The 26,735-nt window shown below is 44.7% G+C and carries 18 protein-coding genes, 6 tRNA genes and 3 rRNA genes; 26 read left to right on the plus strand and 1 reads right to left on the minus strand.

The features are described 5' to 3' along the window. Window positions 1-15: 15 nt before the first annotated feature. From C5Z25_RS08665 to C5Z25_RS08780, 24 genes are all read left to right on the plus strand, one after another. Window positions 16-1,620, plus strand: a complete 1,605-nt coding sequence (locus tag C5Z25_RS08665) for a putative polysaccharide biosynthesis protein (protein ID WP_105452273.1) — start codon at window positions 16-18, stop codon at window positions 1,618-1,620. 2 nt (window positions 1,621-1,622) lie between these two features. After that, window positions 1,623-1,904 (plus strand): RNA-binding S4 domain-containing protein, encoded by a 282-nt coding sequence (locus C5Z25_RS08670; RefSeq protein ID WP_199774952.1) that lies wholly within the window; start codon window positions 1,623-1,625, stop codon window positions 1,902-1,904. A 132-nt stretch (window positions 1,905-2,036) separates the two neighbouring features. After that, complete coding sequence (locus C5Z25_RS08675; protein WP_105452274.1) at window positions 2,037-2,435, plus strand: FtsB family cell division protein; 399 nt, start codon at window positions 2,037-2,039, stop codon at window positions 2,433-2,435. Window positions 2,436-2,559: 124 nt separating this feature from the next. Continuing rightward, the gene (locus tag C5Z25_RS08680) at window positions 2,560-3,093 is read left to right on the plus strand and encodes a S1 domain-containing RNA-binding protein (protein ID WP_105449802.1); all 534 of its coding nucleotides are present in this window, start codon (window positions 2,560-2,562) and stop codon (window positions 3,091-3,093) included. Between the two features lie 141 nt (window positions 3,094-3,234). Then, window positions 3,235-4,611 (plus strand): tRNA lysidine(34) synthetase TilS, encoded by a 1,377-nt coding sequence (tilS, locus tag C5Z25_RS08685; RefSeq protein WP_105452275.1) that lies wholly within the window; start codon window positions 3,235-3,237, stop codon window positions 4,609-4,611. Then, window positions 4,608-5,150, plus strand: a complete 543-nt coding sequence (gene hpt, locus C5Z25_RS08690; RefSeq protein ID WP_105452276.1) for a hypoxanthine phosphoribosyltransferase — start codon at window positions 4,608-4,610, stop codon at window positions 5,148-5,150. Before tilS ends, hpt begins: the two co-directional genes overlap by 4 nt. Window positions 5,151-5,246: 96 nt before the next feature. After that, window positions 5,247-7,403: an ATP-dependent zinc metalloprotease FtsH gene (gene ftsH, locus C5Z25_RS08695; protein WP_105452277.1), complete on the plus strand. Its 2,157-nt coding sequence runs from the start codon at window positions 5,247-5,249 to the stop codon at window positions 7,401-7,403. 93 nt (window positions 7,404-7,496) lie between these two features. Next, on the plus strand, window positions 7,497-8,381 hold the full coding sequence (gene hslO, locus C5Z25_RS08700; protein WP_105452278.1) for an Hsp33 family molecular chaperone HslO: 885 nt from the start codon (window positions 7,497-7,499) through the stop codon (window positions 8,379-8,381). 24 nt (window positions 8,382-8,405) lie between these two features. Continuing rightward, entirely contained in the window at window positions 8,406-9,407 is a 1,002-nt protein-coding gene (gene dusB / locus C5Z25_RS08705) for a tRNA dihydrouridine synthase DusB (RefSeq protein WP_105452279.1), read from the plus strand. 110 nt (window positions 9,408-9,517) lie between these two features. Further along, window positions 9,518-11,017 (plus strand): lysine--tRNA ligase, encoded by a 1,500-nt coding sequence (lysS, locus tag C5Z25_RS08710; RefSeq protein WP_105452280.1) that lies wholly within the window; start codon window positions 9,518-9,520, stop codon window positions 11,015-11,017. 618 nt (window positions 11,018-11,635) lie between these two features. Next, a 16S ribosomal RNA gene (locus C5Z25_RS08715) occupies window positions 11,636-13,209 on the plus strand. An 87-nt stretch (window positions 13,210-13,296) separates the two neighbouring features. Further along, window positions 13,297-13,370, plus strand: a tRNA-Ile gene (locus C5Z25_RS08720). A gap of 29 nt (window positions 13,371-13,399) precedes the next feature. Next, window positions 13,400-13,472, plus strand: a tRNA-Ala gene (locus tag C5Z25_RS08725). A 158-nt stretch (window positions 13,473-13,630) separates the two neighbouring features. Next, a 23S ribosomal RNA gene (locus tag C5Z25_RS08730) occupies window positions 13,631-16,551 on the plus strand. A 74-nt stretch (window positions 16,552-16,625) separates the two neighbouring features. Beyond that, window positions 16,626-16,742: ribosomal RNA gene (rrf, locus tag C5Z25_RS08735) — 5S ribosomal RNA — on the plus strand. Together the 16S, 23S and 5S rRNA genes with 4 tRNA genes alongside form the textbook arrangement of a ribosomal RNA operon. Window positions 16,743-16,747: 5 nt before the next feature. Further along, window positions 16,748-16,820: transfer RNA gene (locus tag C5Z25_RS08740), tRNA-Asn, on the plus strand. Window positions 16,821-16,865: 45 nt separating this feature from the next. Continuing rightward, window positions 16,866-16,938: transfer RNA gene (locus tag C5Z25_RS08745), tRNA-Thr, on the plus strand. Between the two features lie 628 nt (window positions 16,939-17,566). Continuing rightward, window positions 17,567-19,039: a peptide MFS transporter gene (locus tag C5Z25_RS08750; protein ID WP_105452281.1), complete on the plus strand. Its 1,473-nt coding sequence runs from the start codon at window positions 17,567-17,569 to the stop codon at window positions 19,037-19,039. 64 nt (window positions 19,040-19,103) lie between these two features. After that, on the plus strand, window positions 19,104-19,937 hold the full coding sequence (locus tag C5Z25_RS08755; RefSeq protein ID WP_199774906.1) for a metallophosphoesterase: 834 nt from the start codon (window positions 19,104-19,106) through the stop codon (window positions 19,935-19,937). A gap of 68 nt (window positions 19,938-20,005) precedes the next feature. Further along, window positions 20,006-20,088: transfer RNA gene (locus tag C5Z25_RS08760), tRNA-Tyr, on the plus strand. Window positions 20,089-20,097: 9 nt separating this feature from the next. Further along, window positions 20,098-20,169: transfer RNA gene (locus C5Z25_RS08765), tRNA-Gln, on the plus strand. Between the two features lie 424 nt (window positions 20,170-20,593). Then, window positions 20,594-21,388, plus strand: a complete 795-nt coding sequence (proC, locus tag C5Z25_RS08770; RefSeq protein ID WP_105452282.1) for a pyrroline-5-carboxylate reductase — start codon at window positions 20,594-20,596, stop codon at window positions 21,386-21,388. 96 nt (window positions 21,389-21,484) lie between these two features. Continuing rightward, window positions 21,485-22,621, plus strand: coding sequence for an N-acetylglucosamine-6-phosphate deacetylase (gene nagA, locus C5Z25_RS08775; RefSeq protein ID WP_105452283.1), 1,137 nt, complete (start codon window positions 21,485-21,487; stop codon window positions 22,619-22,621). A gap of 26 nt (window positions 22,622-22,647) precedes the next feature. After that, window positions 22,648-23,349 (plus strand): GntR family transcriptional regulator, encoded by a 702-nt coding sequence (locus C5Z25_RS08780; protein WP_105449813.1) that lies wholly within the window; start codon window positions 22,648-22,650, stop codon window positions 23,347-23,349. A 57-nt stretch (window positions 23,350-23,406) separates the two neighbouring features. On the opposite strand, the gene C5Z25_RS08785 is transcribed toward C5Z25_RS08780, so the two are convergent. Beyond that, on the minus strand, window positions 23,407-24,138 hold the full coding sequence (locus tag C5Z25_RS08785) for a WecB/TagA/CpsF family glycosyltransferase (RefSeq protein ID WP_105452284.1): 732 nt from the start codon (window positions 24,136-24,138) through the stop codon (window positions 23,407-23,409). 159 nt (window positions 24,139-24,297) lie between these two features. Between C5Z25_RS08785 and C5Z25_RS08790 the strand changes: the two genes are divergently transcribed. Both C5Z25_RS08790 and nadE read left to right on the plus strand, forming a co-directional pair. Beyond that, on the plus strand, window positions 24,298-25,764 hold the full coding sequence (locus C5Z25_RS08790) for a nicotinate phosphoribosyltransferase (RefSeq protein ID WP_105452285.1): 1,467 nt from the start codon (window positions 24,298-24,300) through the stop codon (window positions 25,762-25,764). A gap of 14 nt (window positions 25,765-25,778) precedes the next feature. Then, window positions 25,779-26,606 (plus strand): NAD(+) synthase, encoded by an 828-nt coding sequence (nadE, locus tag C5Z25_RS08795; protein WP_105452286.1) that lies wholly within the window; start codon window positions 25,779-25,781, stop codon window positions 26,604-26,606. The last annotated feature ends 129 nt before the right edge of the window (window positions 26,607-26,735 follow it).

Consider the following 26,735-nt stretch of genomic DNA (forward strand, 5'->3'; position numbering starts at 1 on the left):
TAGAAGGGAATTGTTATGCCAAAAGATCATTTGAATACCATGTTTCGGGGCGCGTTAATCTTATCGGTGTCATCGTTAGTCGCCAAGATTTTAAGCGCAGTTTACCGGATTCCATTTCAAAACATGGTTGGTAATACTGGTTTTTATGTGTATCAGCAGATTTATCCGATTTATGGCATCGGGATGACCTTTGCGTTAACGGGATTTCCAACTTTTATTTCAAAATTGGTTGCCGAACAACCGGATGAAGCGAGTAAGTCGTTAATCACGCGCCGGGCTTTTCAAATTTTAAGTGGCTTATCGTTAGTCTTGTTCTTGGGCCTGCAACTGGGATCAAATTGGTTAGCCGTGCGGATGGGCGATGGGCTATTGGCCCCGATTATTCGTTCAGTAGCTTGGATGTTTCTCTTCATGCCGTGGTTAGCGACCGGGCGCGGCTACTATCAAGGTAAATTCTTGATGGGACCGACGGCGGTCTCACAGTTGATTGAACAGTTTGTGCGTGTGGGTGTTATTATTATGGCGGCTTATTTTGGCCTCCATCGTGGTTGGAATGATTATCACATGGGGACTTGGGCCATGAGCTCGGCTGCCATTGCCGCATTTTGTTCATCGTTGATTTTTCTAAGCTTCGGATTGCGGCAATTATTAGCGCCGGCCCCCGTGGCTACCCGGCCGTTATCAAGTTACCGGGTATTGACGAAACGATTCATAGTCGAAGGTGGGACGCTTTGTCTGGTAGCGGCAGTCGTTATTTTGTTACAATTAATTGATTCTTTCTCCGTTATGCGGGGCTTGGTGCGCCAAGGACAACCCATTGAGGTTGCCAAGGGGATTAAGGGGATTTATGATCGCGGCCAACCCCTAGTTCAATTAGGCTTAGTGATTGCGACATCGTTTTCAGCGACTTTACTGCCAGCTTTAACTGCTGCGTTAGCCAAACGACAATTTATTGAATTCAAGCGGCATACCCGTGCCATGGTGCATGTCAGCTTGGCATTATCGATGGCAGCAACGGTGGGCTTAGTGGCATTAATGCCGCAAATCAATCATTTGTTATTTGGATCAATCGCTGGGACTACGGCGTTAAGAGTCTATGTCGTCAGCATTTTATTTGCGGCGCTCATTACGACTTATACAAGTGTCTTACAAAGCCTGGATCAATATACGGCGATGATTATTGGGATTATTGGTGGTTTAGCGACGAAGATTGGCTTGAATTATCTCATGGTCGTTCATTTTGGGATTAACGGCGCCAGTTTGACAACGGTTGCCAGCTTAGCGGTGATGTTTGGTATTATGTGGTTAGGCTCACCGGAAGACTTGCGCCAGGTGTTGGTGGAAAGCGGTTATCTCATTAAATTACTCGCTGTGAGTGGCTTGATGGGTATCGTAGTCTTGTTAACTAGCCATGAGGTACGGGCATTGGTCGGTCCAGCGATGGCGAATAATCGTGGGATTGCGGGGCTGATTACGCTAGCTGGGGTTGTGGTTGGTGTTGTGGTCTTTGTGGCTGGCGCAGTGGGTGCTCGCCTCTTCACTATTCGCGAATGGCTCGTACTCCCTTATGGCAAAAAATTGATTAAATTAGTCGCACAAGGAAAGGAACATCATTCATGAGTATGCGTTTAGATAAATTTTTAAAGGTTTCACGGATTATTAAACGACGGTCGGTCGCAAAAGAAATTGCGGATAAAGGTCGTATTCAAATTAATGGTAAAGTTGGCAAATCATCGTCGAATGTTAATGTTGACGATACGTTGATTATTGGCTTTGGGAATAAGACATTAACGGTCAAAATTACGCAACTGCTAGAAACAACTAAGAAAAATGATGCTGAATTAATGTATGACATTATTAGCGAAGACTATAAGACGGATTTTCGGCAACCTTTTAGCGATTAACGGCTAGTGTTACAAATGGCTTTAGTTCAAAAAAATCGCCATAAACATTGTTCTAATCGTAATGATGTCGTTTACACCGCTGGTTGAACTTGTTATAATTTAGTCAATTCAATTTGAAAGGACTGGGGCAACATGACGAATGGGTCACGGAGTAAGGTCAAAAAGTTAAATAATGATTTTTCACGTCAGGTTGCGACGAATAAGCTGAGCTATGAGCAGCGTCGCAGTCAGGTTCGCCGGCGTCGATTTGTTGTGATTGTGGCTGTTTTTGGGGCATTAGTATTATTTTTTGGTTACCAACTGATCAATACTCGTGCGAGCTTACATCAGGTCAATCGCCAGGTTGCGACTAGTCAAGTCAAGTTGAAGCACGCTCAAGCGAAACATGCGGCGTATAGTACGCAGATTAAGCAACTCAATAATAAAGATTACTTACAAAAATTATTGCGTTCGAAATACGATTATACGAAGAGCGGCGAGACGGTTTATAGCTTACCAAATGACAATGCGGCGGACGTAACTGCTAATTAGACGGGATTTTGACTGGCTGTTTATAGGTAGACCATTTTAAAACAAGTCATTAAAAATTTAACTCAGCGTTTCACAAAGTATGCTATACTAAAACCATTATTTCATAGGAGGAACAACTTTTTTTATGGCAATTGAAGTAGGTACGAAAGTCACTGGTAAAGTATCAGGAATCACCAATTTTGGTGCATTCGTGAACTTGGGAAACAATCAAACGGGGCTGGTGCATATCAGTGAAGTTTCTGATGGATTCGTTAAAGACATCCACGATGTTTTGAGTGTTGGCGATGACGTGACCGTCAAAGTGTTATCAGTTGGTAATGATGGCAAGATTGGTCTGTCAATTCGTAAGGCTGTTGATCATCCTCAGGGTGAAGCCGACCATCATGACCATAATAATAGTCATCAAAGCAATAATCACGGTCGTTCTGACCACAGTGAACACCAAAGTAATGGTGGCAATCGACGTGATCGGCCCAATAACTTTCATAGTCGTGGCGGTAACGGTGGTGGTCGTTTCCAATCACGGCAACATGAACCCAAGAAGCAAGACTTTGATTCATTAATGTCTGGTTTCTTAAAAGATAGCGAAGACCGCTTATCAACCTTAAAGCGTAATACTGAAGGTAAACGTGGCGGTCGTGGTGGCCGGCGTAGCTAAGCAGGGATAACGGAACTGCTATAGTGGTCAGTACCAGCTTATTGGTACCATTAATCTAGCTAAAAACTAAAGCTCGTGTGAGACAGTCCTTGTCGAGCATGGGCTTTTTTTGTCGCTTTATCAGCAAAATGGAGGCAGGCCATGACCTTAATTCAACAATTTAATCGTCAGTTGGCACAAAAAAACCTATTGACGCCAGCAGCAACGGTTGTGGTGGCGGTCTCGACTGGCGTTGATTCGATGGTCTTATTGACGTTATTACAACAAATTCCACGGCACCAACGACCACAACTTATCGTGGCCCATGTTAACCATCATTTGCGGGCCCAAAGTGTCACAGAGGCCGACTTTATCACCACATATTGTCAGCAACGGCAATTAGCCTTAAAACTTGCGGATTGGCCCATGGCAGCGCACCCCGCTCATGGTATTGAAGCCGCCGCTCGTCAATTTAGGTATGATTTTTTTACCCAAGTGATGCGGGCAACTGGTGCAAAAACGGTGTTAACCGCCCACCATGCTAATGATCAGGTGGAAACATATTTGATGAAGCTGGCCCGGGGCGGAGACTTAGCACAGTTAGTGGGGATTCAAGCAACCCGGCCTTTGGGTGAGGGGCACTTGGTACGGCCACTATTAGATTGGTCGAAACAAGCATTGCGTGATTATGCGACAACCCAGCGAGTGCCTTATTTTGAAGATGCTACGAATACGGATGTTCAGCTCACCCGCAATCGCGTCCGCCACCGTGTTGTGCCAGAACTAACGGCGGTTAATTCGGCGTTACTGACGCATGTGGCTAGCTACGAAAAGCAGTTGCAAACGCTTTTAGCAGCGCAAGCTCAGATGGTAGCAGTTTTATTGCCAACGGTATTAACTACCACCCAACAATTACGGCTACCAGCGTTACAACAACTCCCCAGTCAATGGCAGTTAGTGGTTTTAAAAGCTTGGCTCGAGCAACAAGCGGCAGTCCGATTGAGTTCAACGAAACTGCAGCCCTATTATCAGTGGCTAAAAAATCCACAGCAACCGACTGGCACAGTCCAGCTAAGCGCCACCGTTACATTGGTCAAAGCCGGTAATCTGGCTGAGGTCCGGCCCTTAAAAAAAAGGGATAAAAAGTTAATGCCCTCTGAAAAAATTATGGTAGACTTAGACCAATGGCAGAAAATTACTGATTGGCAAACTGCGGGGGTTTTTCAGCAGGCACCAAATCCGACTGCACAACCATTTCGGTTACAAGCCACTGACTGGCCGTTGACATTTCGACGCTGGCAAAGTGACGATCGCTTGGCTTTGAAAGGGCATGGTCATCAGTCAGTCCGGCGAATTTTAATTGATCAAAAGGTCCCAGTGGCCCAGCGATCGACGGCGATGGTGCTGGTTACTGCACAAGGGACTGTTTTGTGGCTTGTTGGGCACAAGTTCAGTTACCGGGCGCCGGATGTTGGTCACCAAACAGTGTTTTTAGCCTTAAAACATACGGAGTTGAAAGGAGTACATCTGAAACGATGAACAACGACATTGAACGAGTACTGTATAGTCGCGAAGATATCCACGAAGTTGCGCAGAAATTGGGTCAAACCCTAACCGCTGAATATGCGGGTAAAAATCCATTGATTATTTGTGTACTCAAGGGTGCCGTCTTATTTACCACGGATATTATCCGTGAAATGGATGTGTATGCGGATTTAGATTTCATTAACTTGTCCAGTTATGGTAGTGAGACTGTCTCCAGTGGGGAAGTCCAATTGACCAAGGATTTGGATGTTGAGGTCGCTGGTCGCGATATTTTGGTCATTGAAGACATTATTGATACTGGCCGGACCTTGAAGTTTTTAACGGATCTATTGAAGCGACGATCAGCTAATTCGGTTAAAGTTTGTACGTTATTGGATAAACCAGCCGGTCGTTTAGTTGATATTAAAGCCGATTATATTGGGTTTGAAGTCCCAAATGAATTTGTGGTCGGGTATGGTTTAGACTATGCGGAACGGTACCGAAACTTACCGTATGTTGGAATTTTAAAACCAGCGATTTACGAGCATAAATAATTGGTCAATGATAGTCAAATGTGCTATTATTTAAACTATCGAAGTATAGTACCGTGCTTTTAACAGTATATAAAAGTTTCGATGAAGGAGGCCCATATGAACAATCGACGCAACGGACTCTTTCGTAATAGCTTATTTTATATTTTGATTTTTCTAAGCTTGATGGGGATTATTTACTTTTTCTTTGGTAATAATTCCAGCTCCCAAACTCAAAATATTCGCTATAGCGAATTTGTCAAACAATTAGACAAGAATAACGTGAAAAATGTTAGTATTCAGCCTAGTGGTGGCGTTTACAAGGTTACTGGTCAATACCGGAAAGCCCGCAAGGTTTCTTCAACCAATGCGTTAGGGATTACGAGTTCGTCTTCAAAGACGACGTCGTTTACCACAACTATGTTGGAGAATAACTCGACGGTCGATCAAGTATCTAAGTTAGCGACTAAAAAGAACGTTAAATTAACCGCAAAAGCTGAAGAATCTAGCGGTATTTGGGTCACGTTATTGATGTACATCGCGCCATTGATCTTGTTTGTATTCCTATTCTATATGATGATGGGACAAGCTGGTCAAGGCGGCGGGAACAACCGAGTGATGAATTTTGGTAAGACGAAGGCGAAACCAGCCGATAGTAAACAAAACAAAATTCGTTTCTCAGATGTTGCTGGTGAAGAAGAAGAAAAGCAAGAATTGGTCGAAGTGGTCGAATTCTTGAAAGATCCGCGCAAGTTTGTGTCGTTAGGTGCTCGGATTCCATCAGGGGTACTCCTGGAGGGACCTCCTGGTACTGGTAAAACCTTACTTGCTAAAGCAGTTGCCGGTGAAGCGGGCGTGCCATTCTTCTCAATCTCTGGTTCAGACTTCGTCGAAATGTTCGTCGGGGTTGGGGCTAGCCGGGTTCGAGACTTGTTTGATCAAGCTAAGAAGAATGCCCCATCAATCATCTTTATCGATGAAATTGATGCGGTTGGTCGTCAACGTGGTGGTAGTATGGGCGGTGGTGGTCATGATGAACGTGAACAAACCTTGAACCAATTATTGGTTGAAATGGATGGATTCACGGGTAACGAAGGTGTTATCGTCATGGCAGCTACCAACCGTTCTGATGTTTTGGACCCTGCTTTATTGCGTCCAGGTCGGTTTGACCGGAAGATCTTAGTTGGTCGTCCAGATGTCAAAGGCCGTGAAGCAATTTTGAAAGTCCATGCGAAGAATAAACCATTGGCTGCGGATGTTGATTTGAAAGAAATCGCTAAGCAAACGCCTGGTTTTGTCGGGGCTGACTTGGAAAACTTATTGAACGAAGCGGCTTTACTTGCGGCTCGGCGTAATAAGAAACAAGTTGAAGCAACTGATTTAGATGAAGCTGAAGATCGAGTTATTGCTGGTCCGGCCAAGCATGATCGGGTGGTTAGCAAGCATGAACGTGAAACCGTGGCTTATCATGAAGCTGGTCATACGATTGTTGGTTTAGTCTTAAATGACGCCCGGGTCGTGCATAAAGTCACGATTGTTCCTCGAGGTCGTGCTGGCGGTTATGCCATCATGTTACCACGAGAAGACCAGATGCTAATGTCGAAACGTGATGCCAAGGAACAGATGGCTGGTTTAATGGGTGGTCGTGCTGCTGAAGAGTTAATCTTTGATGCACAATCATCTGGGGCTTCTAATGACTTTGAACAGGCAACGCAAATTGCCCGTGCAATGGTCACTCAATATGGGATGAGCAAAAAGCTTGGTCCAGTTGAGTTAGAAAATGCTAACCAGCAAGCTGCTTACCAACAAGGCATGGGGTCTAGTGCCTTTTCACAACATACGGCGCAACTCATTGATGATGAAATTCGTGGCCTGGCTGAGGAAGCTCATCAGACTGCAACGGACATCATTCAGAGCCATCGTGAACAACACAAGGTGATTGCAGAAGCCTTACTGAAGTATGAAACATTGGATGAAAAGCAAATTCTTAGTCTGTTTAAGACCGGGGAAATGCCTGCCAAAGGTGGTAACGAATTTCCTAGTGAAAAAGCGGCAACCTTTGAAGAATCTAAACGTGAACTGGAACGCCGAGAAGCTGAAAAGCAAGCGGCTGACCAAGCTGACGATACGGATGCTAAGACAGAACCAACCTTCCCAAGTGAATCGCAACAAGCCCCAACGCCTGATTCAGCTGATGCTGAAGCTAGCTCAAGTGCCAGTGCGACGAGTACGACTAGTTCGGCGTCATCTCAGGATGATTCGGGTAGTCAAGCTTAACTTAAATTTGTTCGGAAGAGCCGAGACTTTGTCTCGGCTCTTTTTATGCGGTATTATTAATCGGACTATTAAATACGAGATAGGAGCATATTGATGGAAGATTATTTAGTTAAAAGTATTGCTGGTAATGACATGTTTCGCGCGTACGCTGTGAATGCAACTGGTGTTGTTGCTGAAGCCCAGAAACGACATGACACGTGGAGTGCGGCTTCAGCGGCATTGGGTCGTAGTCTAGTTGGAACGTTGCTAATGGCTTCAGCTGGATTAAAAGGTGACGAGACGATGACCGTTAAAATTAATGGGAATGGTCCTGTGGGTGGCATTGTGATTGATGGTAATGCTAACGGTACTGTTAAAGGCTACTTACAGCATCCGCACGTGCATCTTCCTTTAAATGCGCAACATAAGATTGATGTTAAAGCGGCAGTCGGGTCAACTGGCTTTTTGGCCGTAACCAAGAGCCAAGGGGTGGGGGATCCATTTACGGGTCAAGTCCCGTTAGTGTCTGGCGAATTAGGCGAAGACTTCACGTATTATCTGGCACAGTCCGAACAAATTCCGTCAGCAGTGGGATTGTCGGTTTTTGTTAATGAAGATAATACGGTTGAAGTAGCCGGGGGATTTTTAGTACAAGTTCTGCCTGGCGCCACGGATGAAGCAATTAGTGATTTAGAACATAAACTGCAAGAGCTCCCGCTAGTGTCACAACTGCTACGAGCAGGCAAAACGCCACAAGATATTTTAAAGGCGCTCTTTGACGATGTTAAAGTGCTTGATCAGATGCCAGTTAAATTTAAGTGTGACTGCTCTAAGGAACGGTTTGGTGAATCCTTGATGGCTTTGCCTAAGCACGAGGTTCAAGCGATGATTGATGAAGATCATGGGGCGGAAGCTGTCTGTCATTTTTGTGGCAATCAGTATCACTTTACTGAAGCTGAATTACAGGCAGTACTATCCCGATCACACGGTCAAGCCTAGATTACTGAATAGGAGTGACGGTAGATGACAGCAACTTGGAAAATTGGCAGTGTGCCGATTGAAAATCGCGTGGTCGTAGCTCCCATGGCGGGGGTGACTAACGCTGCTTTTCGAGTGATTTGTAAAGATTTTGGTGCTGGCCTAGTGGTTTGCGAAATGATTTCTGATCGCGGTATCATGTATCATAATCAAAAAACGCTGGCCATGATGTTCGTTGATCCTAAAGAGCACCCGATGAGTATTCAAATTTATGGTGGCTCCCAAGCGACATTAGTACAAGCGGCTAAGTTTGTGGATCAACAGACTAATGCTGATATTATTGATATTAATATGGGATGTCCGGTGAATAAAGTCGTGAAGACGGACGCTGGTGCTAAATGGTTATTGGACCCCGCTAAAGTTTACGAGATGGTTGCGGCGGTCACGGATGTGGTCCGTAAACCAGTTACCGTTAAGATGCGGACCGGTTGGGATGCGGACCATTGTAATGCAATTGAAAATGCATTAGCGGCTGAACGTGCTGGCGCAGCCGCAATTGCCATGCATGGTCGAACACGGCAACAAGGTTATCGGGGGTCTGCCGACTGGGACCTCTTACGACAAGTAGCGGCACAACTAACAATTCCGTTTATGGGAAATGGAGACGTTAAGACTCCCCAAGATGCACAACGGATGTTAACCGAGGTTGGTGCAGATGCGGTCATGATTGGTCGTGCGGTTGAAGGTAATCCCTGGATGTTACAACAAACAACACATTACTTGGCAACGGGCGAGTTATTGCCAGCACCAACGCCACTGGAAAAGATGACGTTAGCCAAGGCACATTTACAACGGCTAGTCGCATTAAAGGGTGAACACGAGGGATGCCAAGAATTCCGCGGGCAAGTCCCATACTACCTAAAAGGAATTCCCCGGTCGACACGAACTAAAGTTGCTTTGATGGCTACGGATGATGCGACTAAGATGACGACGATTATTGACCAATTTATGGATCAAACCGCGACTTATTTGGCAACTAAATCGTAAAATGCAGAATTAACTTGCTTTTTTGCAGTCTAATTGTCAAAATTAACATTGTAGTGAATGGATAGCGACATGGGTAAACAATGTTGTTAACTGGAAATGGAGGAAGACTAGTGGCACGACAAGAGCAAACGATGAATGATCAACTTAAGGTTCGTCGTGATAAAATGGATGAATTACGTGAAGCAGGGATTGACCCCTTCGGTCATCGTTTTGAACGGACTGATTTGGCCCGGGATTTAAAAGACAAATATGGTGATATTGATAAAGATACCTTAGATGAGCAAAAAGCTACTGCGACCATTGCTGGTCGGATGTTAGCTAAACGGGGTAAAGGTAAAGTTGCCTTTGCTGACCTTTGGGATCGTTCCGGTAAGATGCAATTGTATATTCGTAAAGATGTTGTTGGCGAAGACGTGTACCATGTTTTCAAACGTTCCGATATTGGTGACTTTTTGGGTATCACTGGGGAAGTTTTCAAGACTGATTTTGGTGAATTAACCTTAAAGGTTACTGGGTTAACGTTCTTATCTAAGGCGTTACGGCCACTACCAGATAAGTTCCATGGGTTACAGAATGTGGAACAAATCTATCGACAACGGTATTTGGACTTGATTTCGAATCGTGATAGTTTTGATCGCTTTTTGAAGCGGACTAAAATTATTTCTGCAATTCGGCATCATTTGGATGGTCAAGGTTTTACTGAAGTTGAGACGCCAATGCTGCATAATCAAGCTGGTGGGGCAGCAGCGCGGCCATTTATTACACATCATAATGCATTGAATATTGATTTGTATTTGCGGATTGCCTTAGAATTACACCTCAAGCGTTTAATCGTTGGTGGGATGGAAAAAGTCTATGAAATTGGTCGTGTTTTCCGGAATGAAGGGATGGACCGTGAACATAATCCTGAATTCACTATGATGGAAACTTATGTGGCCTATTTTGATTTCCATGACGTGATGGACGAAACTGAAGGTATCTTTAAAGCTGCGGCCAAAGCGGTAACTGATGATGGTATTATTACGTATCATGACCAGCAAGTAGACTTGAACCAACCGTTTAAGCGCGTGCATATGGTGGATGCCATTAAGGCGCAGACTGGTATCGACTTCTGGCAGCCAATGACTTTGGAAGCCGCACAGAAGTTAGCGGATGAACATCATGTCAAGTATGAAAGCTACTGGACAGTTGGTCATATCATTAATGCATTCTTTGAAGAGTTTGTAGAAGATACCCTGAATGAACCAACCTTTATTTATGGGCATCCAGTGGAAATTTCACCATTGGCTAAGAAGAATGAAAAAGATCCGCGTTTTACGGATCGGTTTGAACTATTTATTTTGGGTAATGAATATGCAAATGCCTTTAGTGAATTGAACGACCCAATTGATCAGCGCCAGCGTTTTGAAGCTCAGGCTGCGGAACGAACTGCTGGTAATGATGAAGCTGAACAAATTGACGAAGATTTCGTCGAAGCTTTGGAATACGGGATGCCACCAACTGGTGGTCTTGGTATTGGGATTGATCGGTTAGTCATGTTGATGACGGATGCTGATTCAATTCGTGATGTTTTGTTGTTCCCAACGATGCGTCCAGAAGAAGAAAACTAACAATTTGAAGCTAGTTCTGAAATTACTACGGTAATTTTAGGACTAGTTTTTTTGATGTCGAGCGAGAAAAACGGGCGTGTTAGGTAGATTTTACGTGGGAATTCAGTTTGAAAGAGACTTTTTTAAAAAAAACTGAACTTTTTTAAAACGAACATTACTAGCCAGTAGTGCTTTTTATGTTAGGATTATTAGTTTTGAAACGTCGAATAACAGTTGAATTAGTCTGTACAGGTGACATATCCGTACAATGAATTGACACATGCCTAAACATGATAATATTGACTGGTTTTTTTATCAATTTAGGGCTTGCAATTAGGTACAAAAATTGGTAAATTTATATACGTTGTTGAGGCGCACAAAGCGGTTAGCCGCAAGCTTTCAACAGAAAAAAGAATTATAAAAAGTAGTTGACAAATGGTTTGCTACTTGATATGATGATTAAGTTGCGTTGAGGTAATCAACCAACGAATTAGACCTTTGAAAACTGAACAAAGTTTCGACAAATCAAATGTGTAGGGTCTATCAATTCTTGAATTGGTAGCAAACATTTGCGAAGTCAATTCGTAAACAAACAATTTTTAAATCAAGTACTAAATGAGCTTTTTTAGAACTCATCATTAATTTGAGAGTTTGATCCTGGCTCAGGATGAACGCTGGCGGCGTGCCTAATACATGCAAGTCGAACGAACTCTGGTTGTTGAATGACGGTGCTTGCACCTGAGTGATATAACATTTGAGTGAGTGGCGAACTGGTGAGTAACACGTGGGAAACCTGCCCAGAAGTGGGGGATAACACCTGGAAACAGATGCTAATACCGCATAACAACTCGGACCGCATGGTCTGAGTTTGAAAGATGGCTTCGGCTATCACTTTTGGATGGTCCCGCGGCGTATTAGCTAGATGGTGGGGTAACGGCTCACCATGGCAATGATACGTAGCCGACCTGAGAGGGTAATCGGCCACATTGGGACTGAGACACGGCCCAAACTCCTACGGGAGGCAGCAGTAGGGAATCTTCCACAATGGACGAAAGTCTGATGGAGCAACGCCGCGTGAGTGAAGAAGGGTTTCGGCTCGTAAAACTCTGTTGTTAAAGAAGAACATATCTGAGAGTAACTGTTCAGGTATTGACGGTATTTAACCAGAAAGCCACGGCTAACTACGTGCCAGCAGCCGCGGTAATACGTAGGTGGCAAGCGTTATCCGGATTTATTGGGCGTAAAGCGAGCGCAGGCGGTTTTTTAAGTCTGATGTGAAAGCCTTCGGCTCAACCGAAGAAGTGCATCGGAAACTGGGAAACTTGAGTGCAGAAGAGGACAGTGGAACTCCATGTGTAGCGGTGAAATGCGTAGATATATGGAAGAACACCAGTGGCGAAGGCGGCTGTCTGGTCTGTAACTGACGCTGAGGCTCGAAAGTATGGGTAGCAAACAGGATTAGATACCCTGGTAGTCCATACCGTAAACGATGAATGCTAAGTGTTGGAGGGTTTCCGCCCTTCAGTGCTGCAGCTAACGCATTAAGCATTCCGCCTGGGGAGTACGGTCGCAAGACTGAAACTCAAAGGAATTGACGGGGGCCCGCACAAGCGGTGGAGCATGTGGTTTAATTCGAAGCTACGCGAAGAACCTTACCAGGTCTTGACATACTATGCAAATCTAAGAGATTAGACGTTCCCTTCGGGGACATGGATACAGGTGGTGCATGGTTGTCGTCAGCTCGTGTCGTGAGATGTTGGGTTAAGTCCCGCAACGAGCGCAACCCTTATTATCAGTTGCCAGCATTAAGTTGGGCACTCTGGTGAGACTGCCGGTGACAAACCGGAGGAAGGTGGGGATGACGTCAAATCATCATGCCCCTTATGACCTGGGCTACACACGTGCTACAATGGATGGTACAACGAGTTGCGAACTCGCGAGAGCAAGCTAATCTCTTAAAGCCATTCTCAGTTCGGATTGTAGGCTGCAACTCGCCTACATGAAGTCGGAATCGCTAGTAATCGCGGATCAGCATGCCGCGGTGAATACGTTCCCGGGCCTTGTACACACCGCCCGTCACACCATGAGAGTTTGTAACACCCAAAGTCGGTGGGGTAACCTTCGGGAGCCAACCGCCTAAGGTGGGACAGATGATTAGGGTGAAGTCGTAACAAGGTAGCCGTAGGAGAACCTGCGGCTGGATCACCTCCTTTCTAAGGAATATTACGGAAACCTTACACATGATTGTTGAAACTTTGTTTAGTTTTGAGAGGTCTAACTCTCAATTTAATAACGCTTTTGGGCCTATAGCTCAGTTGGTGAGAGCGCACGCCTGATAAGCGTGAGGTCGATGGTTCAAGTCCATTTAGGCCCATCGAGGATTTTTTGTCCTTGCATCACTATGGGGAATTAGCTCAGCTGGGAGAGCACCTGCTTTGCAAGCAGGAGGTCAACGGTTCGATCCCGTTATTCTCCATTGACAACATTGGTTGTCAATGAAACTTGTTCTTTGAAAACTAGATAATATCAAATATAATTTTTCATAATTAAACCGAGAACACCGCGTTTTTTGAGTTTTTTAAAGAAGTTTTAAATCGCTAAACTCATTAATCGCATTTTCCGTTAGGAAAATGAGGTTAAGTTAACAAGGGCGCATGGTGAATGCCTTGGCACTAGGAGCCGATGAAGGACGGGACTAACACCGATATGCTTCGGGGAGCTGTACGTAAGCTATGATCCGGAGATTTCCGAATGGGGCAACCCAGCAGTTTTAATCAACTGTTACCGCTAGATGAATACATAGTCTAGTCGGAGGTAAACGCTGTGAACTGAAACATCTCATTAGCAGCAGGAATATAAAGAAATTTCGATTCCCTAAGTAGCGGCGAGCGAACGGGGAACAGCCCAAACCAGAGAGCTTGCTCTTTGGGGTTGTAGGACTGAACATTTGAGTTACCAAAACGTTTGATAGTCGAAGGATTTGGGAAAATCCGCCATAGATGGTGATAGCCCAGTAGATTAAATTAAACGTTCTCAGTTCAGGATCCTGAGTACGGCGGAACACGTGAAATTCCGTCGGAATCCGGGAGGACCATCTCCCAAGGCTAAATACTCCCTAGTGACCGATAGTGAACCAGTACCGTGAGGGAAAGGTGAAAAGCACCCCGGAAGGGGAGTGAAATAGTTCCTGAAACCATGTGCCTACAATAAGTCAGAGCGCGTTAATGCGTGATGGCGTGCCTTTTGTAGAATGAACCGGCGAGTTACGATCCCGTGCAAGGTTAAGACTTAAAAGTCGGAGCCGTAGCGAAAGCGAGTCTGAAATGGGCGTTTTTAGTACGAGGTTGTAGACCCGAAACCAGGTGACCTATCCATGTCCAGGTTGAAGGTGCGGTAAAACGCACTGGAGGACCGAACCCGTGTAAGTTGAAAATTGCTGGGATGAGGTGTGGATAGCGGTGAAATTCCAATCGAACTTGGAGATAGCTGGTTCTCTCCGAAATAGCTTTAGGGCTAGCCTCGGATGAAGGATCATGGAGGTAGAGCACTATTTGGACTAGGGGCCCGTCTTGGGTTACTGAATTCAGATAAACTCCGAATGCCATTGATTCATATCCGGGAGTCAGACGATGAGTGATAAGATCCACCGTCGAAAGGGGAACAGCCCAGATCACCAGTTAAGGTCCCTAAATGTATACTAAGTGGAAAAGGATGTGGAGTTGCACAGACAACTAGGATGTTGGCTCAGAAGCAGCCACCATTTAAAGAGTGCGTAATAGCTCACTAGTCGAGTGATTCTGCGCCGAAAATGTACCGGGGCTAAGTATACTACCGAAACTGTGGATGTGACCATTAGGTCACGTGATAGGAGAGCGTTCTAAGGGCGGTGAAGCAAGATCGTGAGGACTTGTGGAGCGCTTAGAAGTGAGAATGCCGGTATGAGTAGCGAAAGATGGGTGAGAATCCCATCCACCGAATGACTAAGGTTTCCTGGGGAAGGCTCGTCCTCCCAGGGTTAGTCGGGACCTAAGTCGAGGCCGAGAGGCGTAGACGATGGATAACAGATTGATATTTCTGTACTAGTTAAATGCGTTTGAACGATGGAGGGACGCAGTAGGCTAAGATGTGCATCCTGTTGGATTAGGATGTCCAAGCAACAAGTCTTTTGATGAGTCAAATGCTTATCAATTTAAGGACAAGTTGTTATGGGGAGCGAAATTTAGTAGCGAAGCGTCTGATGTCACACTGCCGAGAAAAGCTTCTAGTGAGTATTTAACTACCCGTACCGCAAACCAACACAGGTAGTCGAGGAGAGAATCCTAAGGTGAGCGAGTGAACTCTCGTTAAGGAACTCGGCAAAATGACCCCGTAACTTCGGGAGAAGGGGTGCTGATCGCAAGATCAGCCGCAGTGAATAGGCCCAGGCGACTGTTTATCAAAAACACAGGTCTCTGCAAAATCGTAAGATGACGTATAGGGGCTGACGCCTGCCCGGTGCTGGAAGGTTAAAAGGATGGGTTAGCTTCGGCGAAGCTCAGAATTGAAGCCCCAGTAAACGGCGGCCGTAACTATAACGGTCCTAAGGTAGCGAAATTCCTTGTCGGGTAAGTTCCGACCCGCACGAAAGGCGTAACGATCTGGGCACTGTCTCAACGAGAGACTCGGTGAAATTATATTGTCCGTGAAGATGCGGACTACCCGCGACAGGACGGAAAGACCCCATGGAGCTTTACTGTAGCTTGATATTGAGTGTTTGTACAGCTTGTACAGGATAGGTAGGAGCCATAGAAACCGGAACGCTAGTTTCGGTGGAGGCGTTGGTGGGATACTACCCTCGCTGTATGACCACTCTAACCCACACCACTTAGCGTGGTGGGAGACAGTGTCAGGTGGGCAGTTTGACTGGGGCGGTCGCCTCCTAAAGAGTAACGGAGGCGCCCAAAGGTTCCCTCAGAATGGTTGGAAATCATTCGCAGAGTGTAAAGGCACAAGGGAGCTTGACTGCGAGACAGACAGGTCGAGCAGGGACGAAAGTCGGGCTTAGTGATCCGGTGGTACCGTATGGAAGGGCCATCGCTCAACGGATAAAAGCTACCCTGGGGATAACAGGCTTATCTCCCCCAAGAGTCCACATCGACGGGGAGGTTTGGCACCTCGATGTCGGCTCATCGCATCCTGGGGCTGTAGTCGGTCCCAAGGGTTGGGCTGTTCGCCCATTAAAGCGGTACGCGAGCTGGGTTCAGAACGTCGTGAGACAGTTCGGTCCCTATCCGTCGCGGGCGTAGGAAATTTGAGAGGATCTGTCCTTAGTACGAGAGGACCGGGATGGACATACCTCTGGTGTACCAGTTGTGCCGCCAGGCGCATCGCTGGGTAGCTACGTATGGATGTGATAAACGCTGAAAGCATCTAAGTGTGAAACACACCTCGAGATGAGATTTCCCATTCCTTTATGGAAGTAAGACCCCTGAAAGATGATCAGGTAGATAGGTTAGAAGTGGCAGCACGGTGACGTGTGAAGCGGACTAATACTAATCGGTCGAGGACTTAACCAAGTAATTGGTGTTCCGGTAAGATGAAAAATACAATTTGATATTAGCTAGTTTTGAGAGCACAAGTTTCTCAATAGTGTGGCGACGATGGCAAGAAGGATACACCTGTTCCCATGTCGAACACAGAAGTTAAGCTTCTTAGCGCCGAGAGTAGTTGGGGGATCGCTCCCTGCGAGGGTAGGACGTTGCCATGCAATATTCCGACATAGCTCAGTTGGTAGAGCGCTTGACTGTTAATCAAGATGTCGACGGTTCGAGCCCGCCTGTCGGAGTGACAGTAGATGTTGGCCACAGTGTTGACATCTTTTTTCTATCATGCCGGCTTAGCTCAGTTGGTAGAGCATCGGTATCGTAAACCGAGGGTCATCAGTTCGACTCTGGTAGCCGGCACTTGTTGGGACGAGACGTGGTTCTCGTCTTTTTTGTTATCATGATAATTTTAATCGAGCGACGATCAAGGGCTTGGGAATTTCCTGAGCTTTTTTTGTTAGCAAAGTTTCAATTTCCGTAATACCGTACCAAAAACTTTAATCGAGCTTGATGATGAAAGCCCAACGATTGAAGGCCATCGCTTTCGAATTTGGCGCAAGCGTTGCTAACACACGCTGTTTAGTATGACGTGATTTTGAGGGCGAACGGACAAGAAACGAGGATAATCCCATAAATCCAATTTTTGTTTAATTAGATAATCAGATTGAAATTGCTGTTAAAACACTTTTTTTGTTGAAAACAACCGGACTTGCTCTCATAGTGAATTAGAAATTAATGTCATTAAATAGTTCATAAAAGGGTCTCGAAACACTTTAATCTATTAGATTTAGTGATTTGACGGGCTTTTTGATTGAAATGTTATTATGAGGATAGTTTTTATTTATGGGTTGCAAATTAGAAGTTGATTAAATATATTGTTGAATAAGATTAAGGATAGTATAATGGTTATTATGTTTAATTAGGAAACTATTTTTGTTTCTTTTAAACGAAGTTCAATCGGTTTTAATGACGTCTGGAGGAAATTTAATTGGATAAACAACAAAAGCTGGATCGGTCGTTTTTTGGCCAACCACGCGGTTTGCGAACGTTGTTCTTTACTGAAATGTGGGAACGATTCAGTTACTATGGGATGCGCGCACTATTAATCTTTTACATGTACTATAGTGTTGCTAAAGGTGGCCTAGGGTTCGATCAAGGGACTGCCGCATCTATTATGTCGATTTACTCAGCACTGGTTTATGTATCTAGTGTGTTCGGTGGCTTCTTAAGCGATCGTGTCTGGGGGAGTCGAAAGACGGTTTTTATTGGTGGGGTCCTAATCATGGTCGGCCATATCGTCTTGGCGACACCATTTGGCGTGGCTGCACTATTTATCTCAATCGCTTTAATTGTTATTGGGACTGGCCTATTAAAGCCTAATGTTTCTGACATGGTTGGTCAACTTTATACGACTGAGGATTCTCGGCGTGATGCTGGTTTCAGTGTTTTCGTGTTTGGGATTAACTTGGGGTCATTAGTCGCGCCAATCTTGGTGGGCCGCATTGGTCTGAACGTTAACTTCCATCTAGGCTTCTCATTGGCAGCCATTGGGATGTTCTTCGGATTGTTACAGTATTACTTTGATGGCAAAAAAAATCTAAGTACCGCTAGCTTATATCCAACTGATCCGTTGGAACCAGGCGACTTAAAGAAAGTTATTCGTCGCTTCGTTCTTGGTGTCATTGGATTAGGGCTGATTTTAATTCTGATGCAATTATTACATGCCTTAACTTTAGTTAATATCATTACTTTAATTAGTGTGCTGGTTATTTTAACTCCAATTGCTTACTTTACGTTGATGTTAACTTCTGAAAAGACGACTGCAGTTGAACGGTCACGAGTCCGGGCTTATATTCCACTGTTCATCGCTGCGGCATTGTTCTGGGCTATTGAAGAACAAGGTTCAGCGGTCTTAGCGTTGTTTGCGGCAGATCGAACTAACTTGAACTTCGGAATTTTCCACTTAGCCGCTTCTGATTTTCAGATTCTAAATCCATTGTTCATTATGCTATATACCATTCCATTCGTGTGGTTATGGACTAAGTGGGGTAAAAAGCAACCGAGTTCACCAGCTAAATTTGCGGTAGGGTTAGTTTTTGCCGGTGCATCGTACTTAATTATGGCGATGCCTGGGGCCTTATTTGGCACTGCGGGTAAAGTTAGTCCACTTTGGTTAGTTGGTAGTTGGGCCGTCGTTGAAATTGCTGAAATGTTGATTTCACCGATTGGTTTATCCGTAACCACCAAATTAGCACCTAAGGCGTTTGCATCACAAATGATGAGTATGTGGTTCTTAACGGATTCAGCTGGGAGTGCGTTGAATGCCCAACTAGTTCGGTTCTATTCAACTAAGACAGAAGTCCCATATTTTGCGACGATTGGGATTGTAAGTATCATCTTGGGAATTATCCTGTTTATGATGGTACCAATGATTAAACGCGCAATGAAGGGCGTTTTATAAGCGAATTATTTAAGAAGGTATGTTATCTTTATGATAATGTATCTTTTTTTTGGAGATGAAATGAATGATTCGGATAGCTTTTAGTAGTGATAATCATTTTGATGTTAATCGGGTGGACGTCGCAACGATGTTAGCTGCGCAGGCGGATTATTTGTTACGTCAACAGGTACAATGGTATTTAATTGCTGGCGACTTATTTAATGATTTTCAGCGCAGTCAACAGTTTGTTGTTGATTTGCAGGCCAAATTAGGCACGCAGACGCATGTTTTATGGGTGGCGGGAAATCATGACATGGTTCATGGTATCTCGTTTGATGAACTTGAAACCGGTCATTTTGCGGGCTATTTGCATAACCAATATGTGGATTTGCCAAATAGTGACTGGCGAGTTATTGGCAATAATGGCTGGTATGACTATCAATTTGCCGCTGCAGTGCCAGATAAGACACTGGCCGATTTTAAAACTTGGAAACAGGCGTATTGGATTGATCGAGCGATTCAACAACCATTGAGTGATCCGGAACGTAGTGATTTAGTCCTCAAGCAGGTTCAAACACAGTTGAAATTAGCGCAGGTGGCGAAAAAACGGGTGATTCTGATGACACATTTTGTCCCACGAGCTGATTATTTGCCGAACTTGCCGACTAATCGTTTTTGGAAGATGGCCCAAGCTTTAATGGGGACGCCGCGATTAGGGCAGCTGGTTGAGCAATATCAAGTTGAACATGTCTTATTTGGTCATTTACATTTACATCCGGCACCTAAAGTCGTGGGAGCGACCACGTATTATGATCAAGCCGTGGGTTATGGGCTAAAACGAATTAATGAATGGCAGGCGTCCGACTTTATTTCAGAGTGGTATCGGGACACTTTTTTGCTTAATTTACCGGAAAAATAAAAAAACTTTGAAAAATGACTTGATTTTTTATTCAAAGTTTTGTATTCTAATATAGTTGATTGATTCATGGAGGGGTAGCGAAGTCTGGCTAAACGCGGCGGACTGTAAATCCGCTCCTTCGGGTTCGGTGGTTCAAATCCACTTCCCTCCATTTAATTATTGGGCTATAGCCAAGTGGTAAGGCAACAGGTTTTGATCCTGTCATGCGCTGGTTCGAACCCAGCTAGCCCAATTGCAGTATCCGGATAGTCGTTAATGAGAGCTGAAAAGCTTGAATTAACGACTTTTTTTATTTTTTGATGTACAACACAGTGCAGTAAGTCGTAAATAAATGGTTTGTGTGGTTTTTAAATCAGCATAATCCAGGATTGTTGATACTGCATTAACGGCTGCACCGGTTTTGAACACCAGTGTATAAAAGTATGCCTAAAAGCATGGATTTTTATACGTCTTAGGTTGCAAGCGCTAAATGACTCATAATCAATAAAGTAACCAGCTCATAAAACTTTAAGTGTGACCTCAGTTTTCAAAAAACTGTTACACTATAAGAAGTAATCTGCTAAAAAAATGAACTTTAAGCCTTAAGGGTGTCAGCTTTACAAACTAGTGAGACCTTTGTAAGATGAAATGAACGGTTATGACAAGGAGCGAATAAAATGAAAATTGGATTTATTGGAGCCGGCAATATGGGCCGGGCAATTATTGATGGTTGGCTTAAAATGGCGGCAGTGGCGCCAACGGATATTTATCTGCATAGTGCGCACGCTGACAGCTATGGTCCATACGCGAAGGCGAAGGGGTTACATGCGTTAGATTCTAATTTAGCGGTCGCTGAGGCGGCTGATGTGATTGTGTTGGCAGTTAAGCCTAATATTGCGTTAGATGTGCTCAAAAGCGTACAACCGGCTATTACGGCGGATAAATGGGTCATTACGATGATTTCTGGATTAGATTTAGCGGATTATCGAGCAGCGGTTGGTAACCTGCCGATCTTACGTATCATGCCAAATGTGAATGTGGCAATTGGTGCTGGCATGACAGCCTTGGTTGGTAACGATACGTTGACTGCGGCGCAATATGCCAGTGGGCAACAATTATTTGATGCGATTGGTCAAACCAGCGCCGTGGCCGAAAAAGATTTTAGTACCTTTGCGGCGTTAGCGGGTAGTTCGCCGGCGTATGTGTATTTCTTCATTGATGCCATGGCCCGGGCTGGGGTGAAGCATGGCTTGGACAAGGTGACGGCGACTAAAATTGCCGCCCAAGCGACCTTGGGTAGTGCCCAGATGGTCTTAGATTCCGATAAAGTCCCGTTTGAATTAGTGGATCAAGTTTCATCACCAGGTGGTACGACCGTTGCTGGGTTATTAGCCATGGAAGAAGCTGGGTTTATGACAGCGGTTGTTAAAGGGATTGATGCAACGATTGCCAAGGAACTAGGGATTAACTAAAGCTATTGAGATTGGATGGACTAAACAACTTTTATGGTTGCATGTTTGGTCTATACCGATTATAATATAACCAGTAAATCTTAGGAGGAATAGTTCATGAGCAAAGTGTTAAAACATGCGATCATCTATACCGGTTTAGAAAAGATTGATGACGGTTATATTCGTTTCGGCAAAGAAATCGAAGCGGTTGGTTCGATGGACGATTATGTCGCACAACCAGATGATGACATTGAATTTGTTAGCGGAAAGACAATTGTCCCTGGCTTTATTGATGTTCATAGTCATGGTGGTTATAGTTTTGATGCTATGGATGGTGATCCAGCTGAAATTAATGAAATGGTCAACGATATGGTGGCACGCGAAGGGATTACCTCGTATTTCTGTACGACGATGACCCAGTCAAATGAAAACTTAGATCATTCGATGGCCGGAATTAATGCCGCGGCTAAAGAAAATCCAGTTATTCAAGGGGTTCATTTGGAAGGGCCATTTATTTCAGCTAGCTTTAAAGGTGCGCAACCTGAAGAATACATTAAGAATCCCAATGTGGCTTTATTAGACAATTGGAATAAATTGTCGGGCGGGCGCGTTAAGCTAATTACTTATGCTCCCGAAGATCCTGGGTCGCGTGAATTCGAAAAGTATTGCTTGGAAAATGGCATTGTGCCTTCAGTTGGTCACAGTAATGCGACGCGGGCTCAGTTGCTTGCAAGTAAGGCCACCCATGTCACGCATTTATACAATGCGCAACGTGAATTTAAGCACCGCGAACCAGGTGTAACCGGGCATGCCATGCTTGAAAATAACATGTACTGCGAATTGATTTGTGATGGGTTCCATATTGTCCCTGACATGATTAAACTTGCTTATGAACAAAAGGGTGTCGACCGGATTGAATTAGTTACTGATTCGATGCGTGCTAAGGGTGAACCTGATGGTATCAGTGAATTAGGTGGCCAAAAGGTTATCGTTAAAGATGGTCAAGCACGTTTGGAAGCTGGTAACTTAGCCGGTTCTGTGTTAACTTATATCAACGCCTTTAAGAATGTCCAAAAGTTCACTGGTTGTGGTATTGCGGAAGCCGTTAAGATGTCATCCGTTAATCAAGCTGAGGAATTTAAGCTCACGAAAAAAGGGACGTTGGAAGCTGGCAAAGATGCGGACCTTAACATCTTAGATGCTGATCAAGATTTGGTCGCTACCTATAGCTACGGTCAAAAAGCTGTTAAATAAATAATTAGAAGTAAGGGATGAGGACCGTGAGTTCGCCAATTTATATTCAAATTCACAACCAAATTAAACAAGCCATTGAGGCCGGTCGGTGGGCGGTCGGTGACCGAATTCCATCTGAACGTGAGTTGGCCAATAAGTTTGACGTGAGTCGCATGACCTTGCGCCAAGCCATTCAGACTTTGGTTGATGAGGGAATACTGGAGCGGCGAGTCGGCGCTGGCACCTTTGTTGCTAACCAAAAAGTGCAGGAAAAAATGTCAGGAGTGACTAGCTTTACCGATTTAATGCTAGCTCAAGGTAAGGTCCCGTCCAGTAAAACGATTTCGTATCACGTGACGAGCCCGTCCTTATCCGAAAGTGAAAAGTTAGCTTTAGAACCTAACGAACAGGTTTTACGGATGGAACGGATTCGGTACGGTGATGACTTGCCAATTTGTTTTGAAGTCGCAACGGTGCCCGAACGCCTAGTCAAACAATTTACTAAGGATGAGGTCACGAGTTCGTTGTATCGGACGTTGGAAGCCAAAGCTGGGTTTGTACCTGGTAAGGCACAACAAACGGTTTCGGCGATGTCGGCTTCAGAACGAATTGCGGAGTTTTTGTCTGTTCGGCGCGGGGATGCATTGTTACGCTTACGCCAAATTTCGTACTTACAAACGGGCGAACCGTTTGAATATGTGCGGACACAATATGTGGGCAATCGGTTTGAATTTTATTTAGAAAAATAAACTAGTCTAAAAACAGGATCTGAGATAAAAGCGCTCAGGTCCTGTTTTTAGCATTGGTTAATGTTGGCGGGCAATTTTTTTGACGAGTCGTAAATAGCGTGGTAACACGAGCATCCGTTTGAAACGACTAGGTTCTTTGATTAAGCGATAGAGCCATTCAATATGATGTTGTTGCCAGAATTTTGGCGCGCGCTTGACGGTCCCGGCTAATACGTCGAAGCTCCCGCCAACACCCATCCAAAGCCCGTCAACTCGGTGACGATAAGTGGCGATGAAGACCTCTTGCTTGGGAAAGCCCGTTGCGACCAGAATCATATCTGGTCGTGCCGCAACTAGCTGGTCAACGACGGCCGCTTCATCGGTATAATAACCGTCTTGGGCGCCTGCAATTACTAGTTGCGGGTAGCGTGCCGTTACTTTAGCGACAACTTGGGTTAAAACGGCTGGTTTAGCACCTAGCAAAAAGACGCGTTGGTGATGTTTTGCGCCCCAAGTCAATAAACTCAATAGTGTGTCATAGCCGGTAATTCGTTCGGGTAACGGGGTTCCTAAGATTTTTGCCCCTTGAATGACCCCAATGCCATCGGGCGTGATATAGTCGGCTTGGGCCAAGATGCGCTGATAATCCGGGTGTTCGCGAGCATACATGAGAATTTCCGGGTTAGCGGTGACCACAAACCGATTGCGGTGCTGCAAGATATCTTGTTGTAATTGTGCTTGAAAAGCGACGTTTGTCGTCTTAATGAACGAAACGTTTAAAATGGTGACGGTGTCAAAAGGTGCTGACATAAGAGGCCTCACTTTCTAATCCTAATTAGAGTATAGTTAAATCATGAATTTCTGCAACTTTTTCAGGTGCTAACATTCATTAGTTTTTAAAAGAATGCTAAAATAGGCTTAACTTATTTGTAAAGTCGCTTACAACTTACGAAATGGAGAATTGGACGCATGACTCAAATATATCCGGATGATAGTTTAACCTTGCATACGGATGCTTACCAGATTAACATGATGCAAACTTATTGGGAACAAGGGATTCATAACAAGCACGCTGTTTTTGAGGTCTTTTTCCGTAAAATGCCGTTCCAAAATGGGTACGCAATTTTTGCGGGCTTGGAACGAGTGGTTAAGTATATCAATAATCTTCACTTTACGGCGACTGATATCGCTTATTTGCGTGAAGCCGAAGATTATTCTGAAGGCTTTTTAGCTTATTTACAAGATTTTAAATTTGATGCGACGATTCGTTCCGCTCGTGAAGGGGATCTTGTTTTTAATAATGAACCCGTGATGCAAGTGGAAGGGCCCTTAGCGACCTGCCAATTGATTGAAACGGCGCTGTTGAATATTATTAACTATCAAACTTTGATTGCGACCAAGGCTGCCCGTATTAAGTCGGTTGTGGGTGAAGATGGCTTATTGGAGTTTGGAACTCGGCGGGCCCAAGAATTTGATGCGGCAATTTGGGGTACTCGGGCTGCGTATATTGGCGGCTTCGATGCGACTAGTAATGTGCGTGCGGGTAAGATTTTTGGGATTCCAATTAGCGGGACGCATGCCCATGCGTTAGTGCAAACTTACCGCAATGATTATGCAGCCTTTAAAGCTTATGCAGAGACCCATCACGACTGTGTCTTCTTAGTTGATACGTATGATACGTTACGCAGTGGGGTTCCGAGTGCAATTAAAGTGGCTAAAGAAATGGGCGACCGCATTAATTTCCAAGGGGTCCGGATCGATAGTGGCGACATGGCTTATTTATCTAAGCGGGTGCGCGAACAATTGGATCAAGCCGGTTTCCCAGATGCCAAGATTTATGCCTCAAATGATTTAGATGAAAAAACGATTCAAAACTTAAAGATGCAAGGCGCCAAGATTAGTGTTTGGGGGGTTGGAACCAAGCTGATTACGGCGTTTGACCAACCAGCACTCGGGGCGGTTTATAAGATGGTTTCCATTGAAGATGATCAGCATCAGATGGTTGATACGATTAAGTTGTCCAACAATGCGGAAAAGGTTTCGACACCTGGTCGCAAACAGATTTGGCGGATTACGAAGCGGGCGGATGGTAAATCAGAAGGAGATTATGTGACCTTATCTGATGAAGATCCGCGTAATGAAGAATCGATTTACATGTTCCATCCTAGTTATACGTATATTAACAAAACGGTTAGTGATTTTGATGCGCGGCCCGTTTTAGTCCCTATTTATGATCAAGGAAAACAAGTCTATCAGTTGCCTGAATTGGCGGCGATTAAGCAATACGCTTATGATAGTTTGGATTCGTTATGGGATGAGTATAAGCGCGACTTAAATCCGCAAGATTATCCGGTGGATTTATCGCAAAAACTCTACGATCATAAAATGAACATCATTCATTCAGTCCGTGACTGGGTGAGTCAAAAAGACTATTAGGAGGAATTTAGCCGATGCGGCCATTACAAACTGAAATTATTAAGGCACTCCACGTTGCCCCCCAGATTGATCCCGAAACCGAAATTCGGCGGAGTATTGATTTTTTGAAAGCGTATCTCAAAAAGAATTCATTTTTGACAACCTACGTTTTAGGTATTTCGGGTGGTCAAGACTCCACGCTAGCCGGCAAATTGACCCAAATGGCCATTGACGAAATGCGTGCGGAAACTGGCAATCCTGATTACCAGTTTATTGCGGTTCGGTTGCCTTATGGTGATCAGGCGGACGAATCTGATGCGATGGCGGCGATTGACTTTATGCAAGCCGATGTGGTTGACCGTGTCGATATTCAACCCGCAACGGATGCAATGGTTGCAGCTTTGGAAGCCAACTCACTGGCCATTCATGATTTTAACAAAGGGAACATTAAAGCTCGACAACGGATGATTGTGCAATATGGGATTGCCGGTGAAACTCACGGCGTCGTTGTGGGTACGGATCATGCCGCTGAAGCAGTCACCGGATTTTACACGAAATATGGTGATGGTGGCGCTGATGTAGTGCCTTTATATCGCTTAAATAAACGACAAGGGCGCGCGATGTTGACTTATCTACAAGCGCCTAAACACCTTTATGAAAAGGTCCCAACGGCTGACTTGGAAGATGATCGCCCCGCCTTACCGGATGAAGTGGCGTTAGGTGTGCATTATGATGAGATTGATGATTATTTAGAAGGCCGGTCGATTGCCCCTGCTGCCGCTGAAAAGATTGAAGCGTGGTATTTAAAGACTGCGCACAAGCGGCACGCCGCAATTAACGTCTTTGATGATTTTTGGAAATAAAGATTACTTATGGCTATTAGTAGACAACGGTCCAGTTATTCGCTATACTGATGCTACAATCATAAGGGAGTAACTAGCAGATTATCTGCGGCAACGTCGTCAACAAGAAGCCAATCCGGTGTTGTCTTA

Source organism: Lactobacillus sp. CBA3605, assembly GCF_002970915.1.
Lineage (GTDB): Bacteria > Bacillota > Bacilli > Lactobacillales > Lactobacillaceae > Lactiplantibacillus.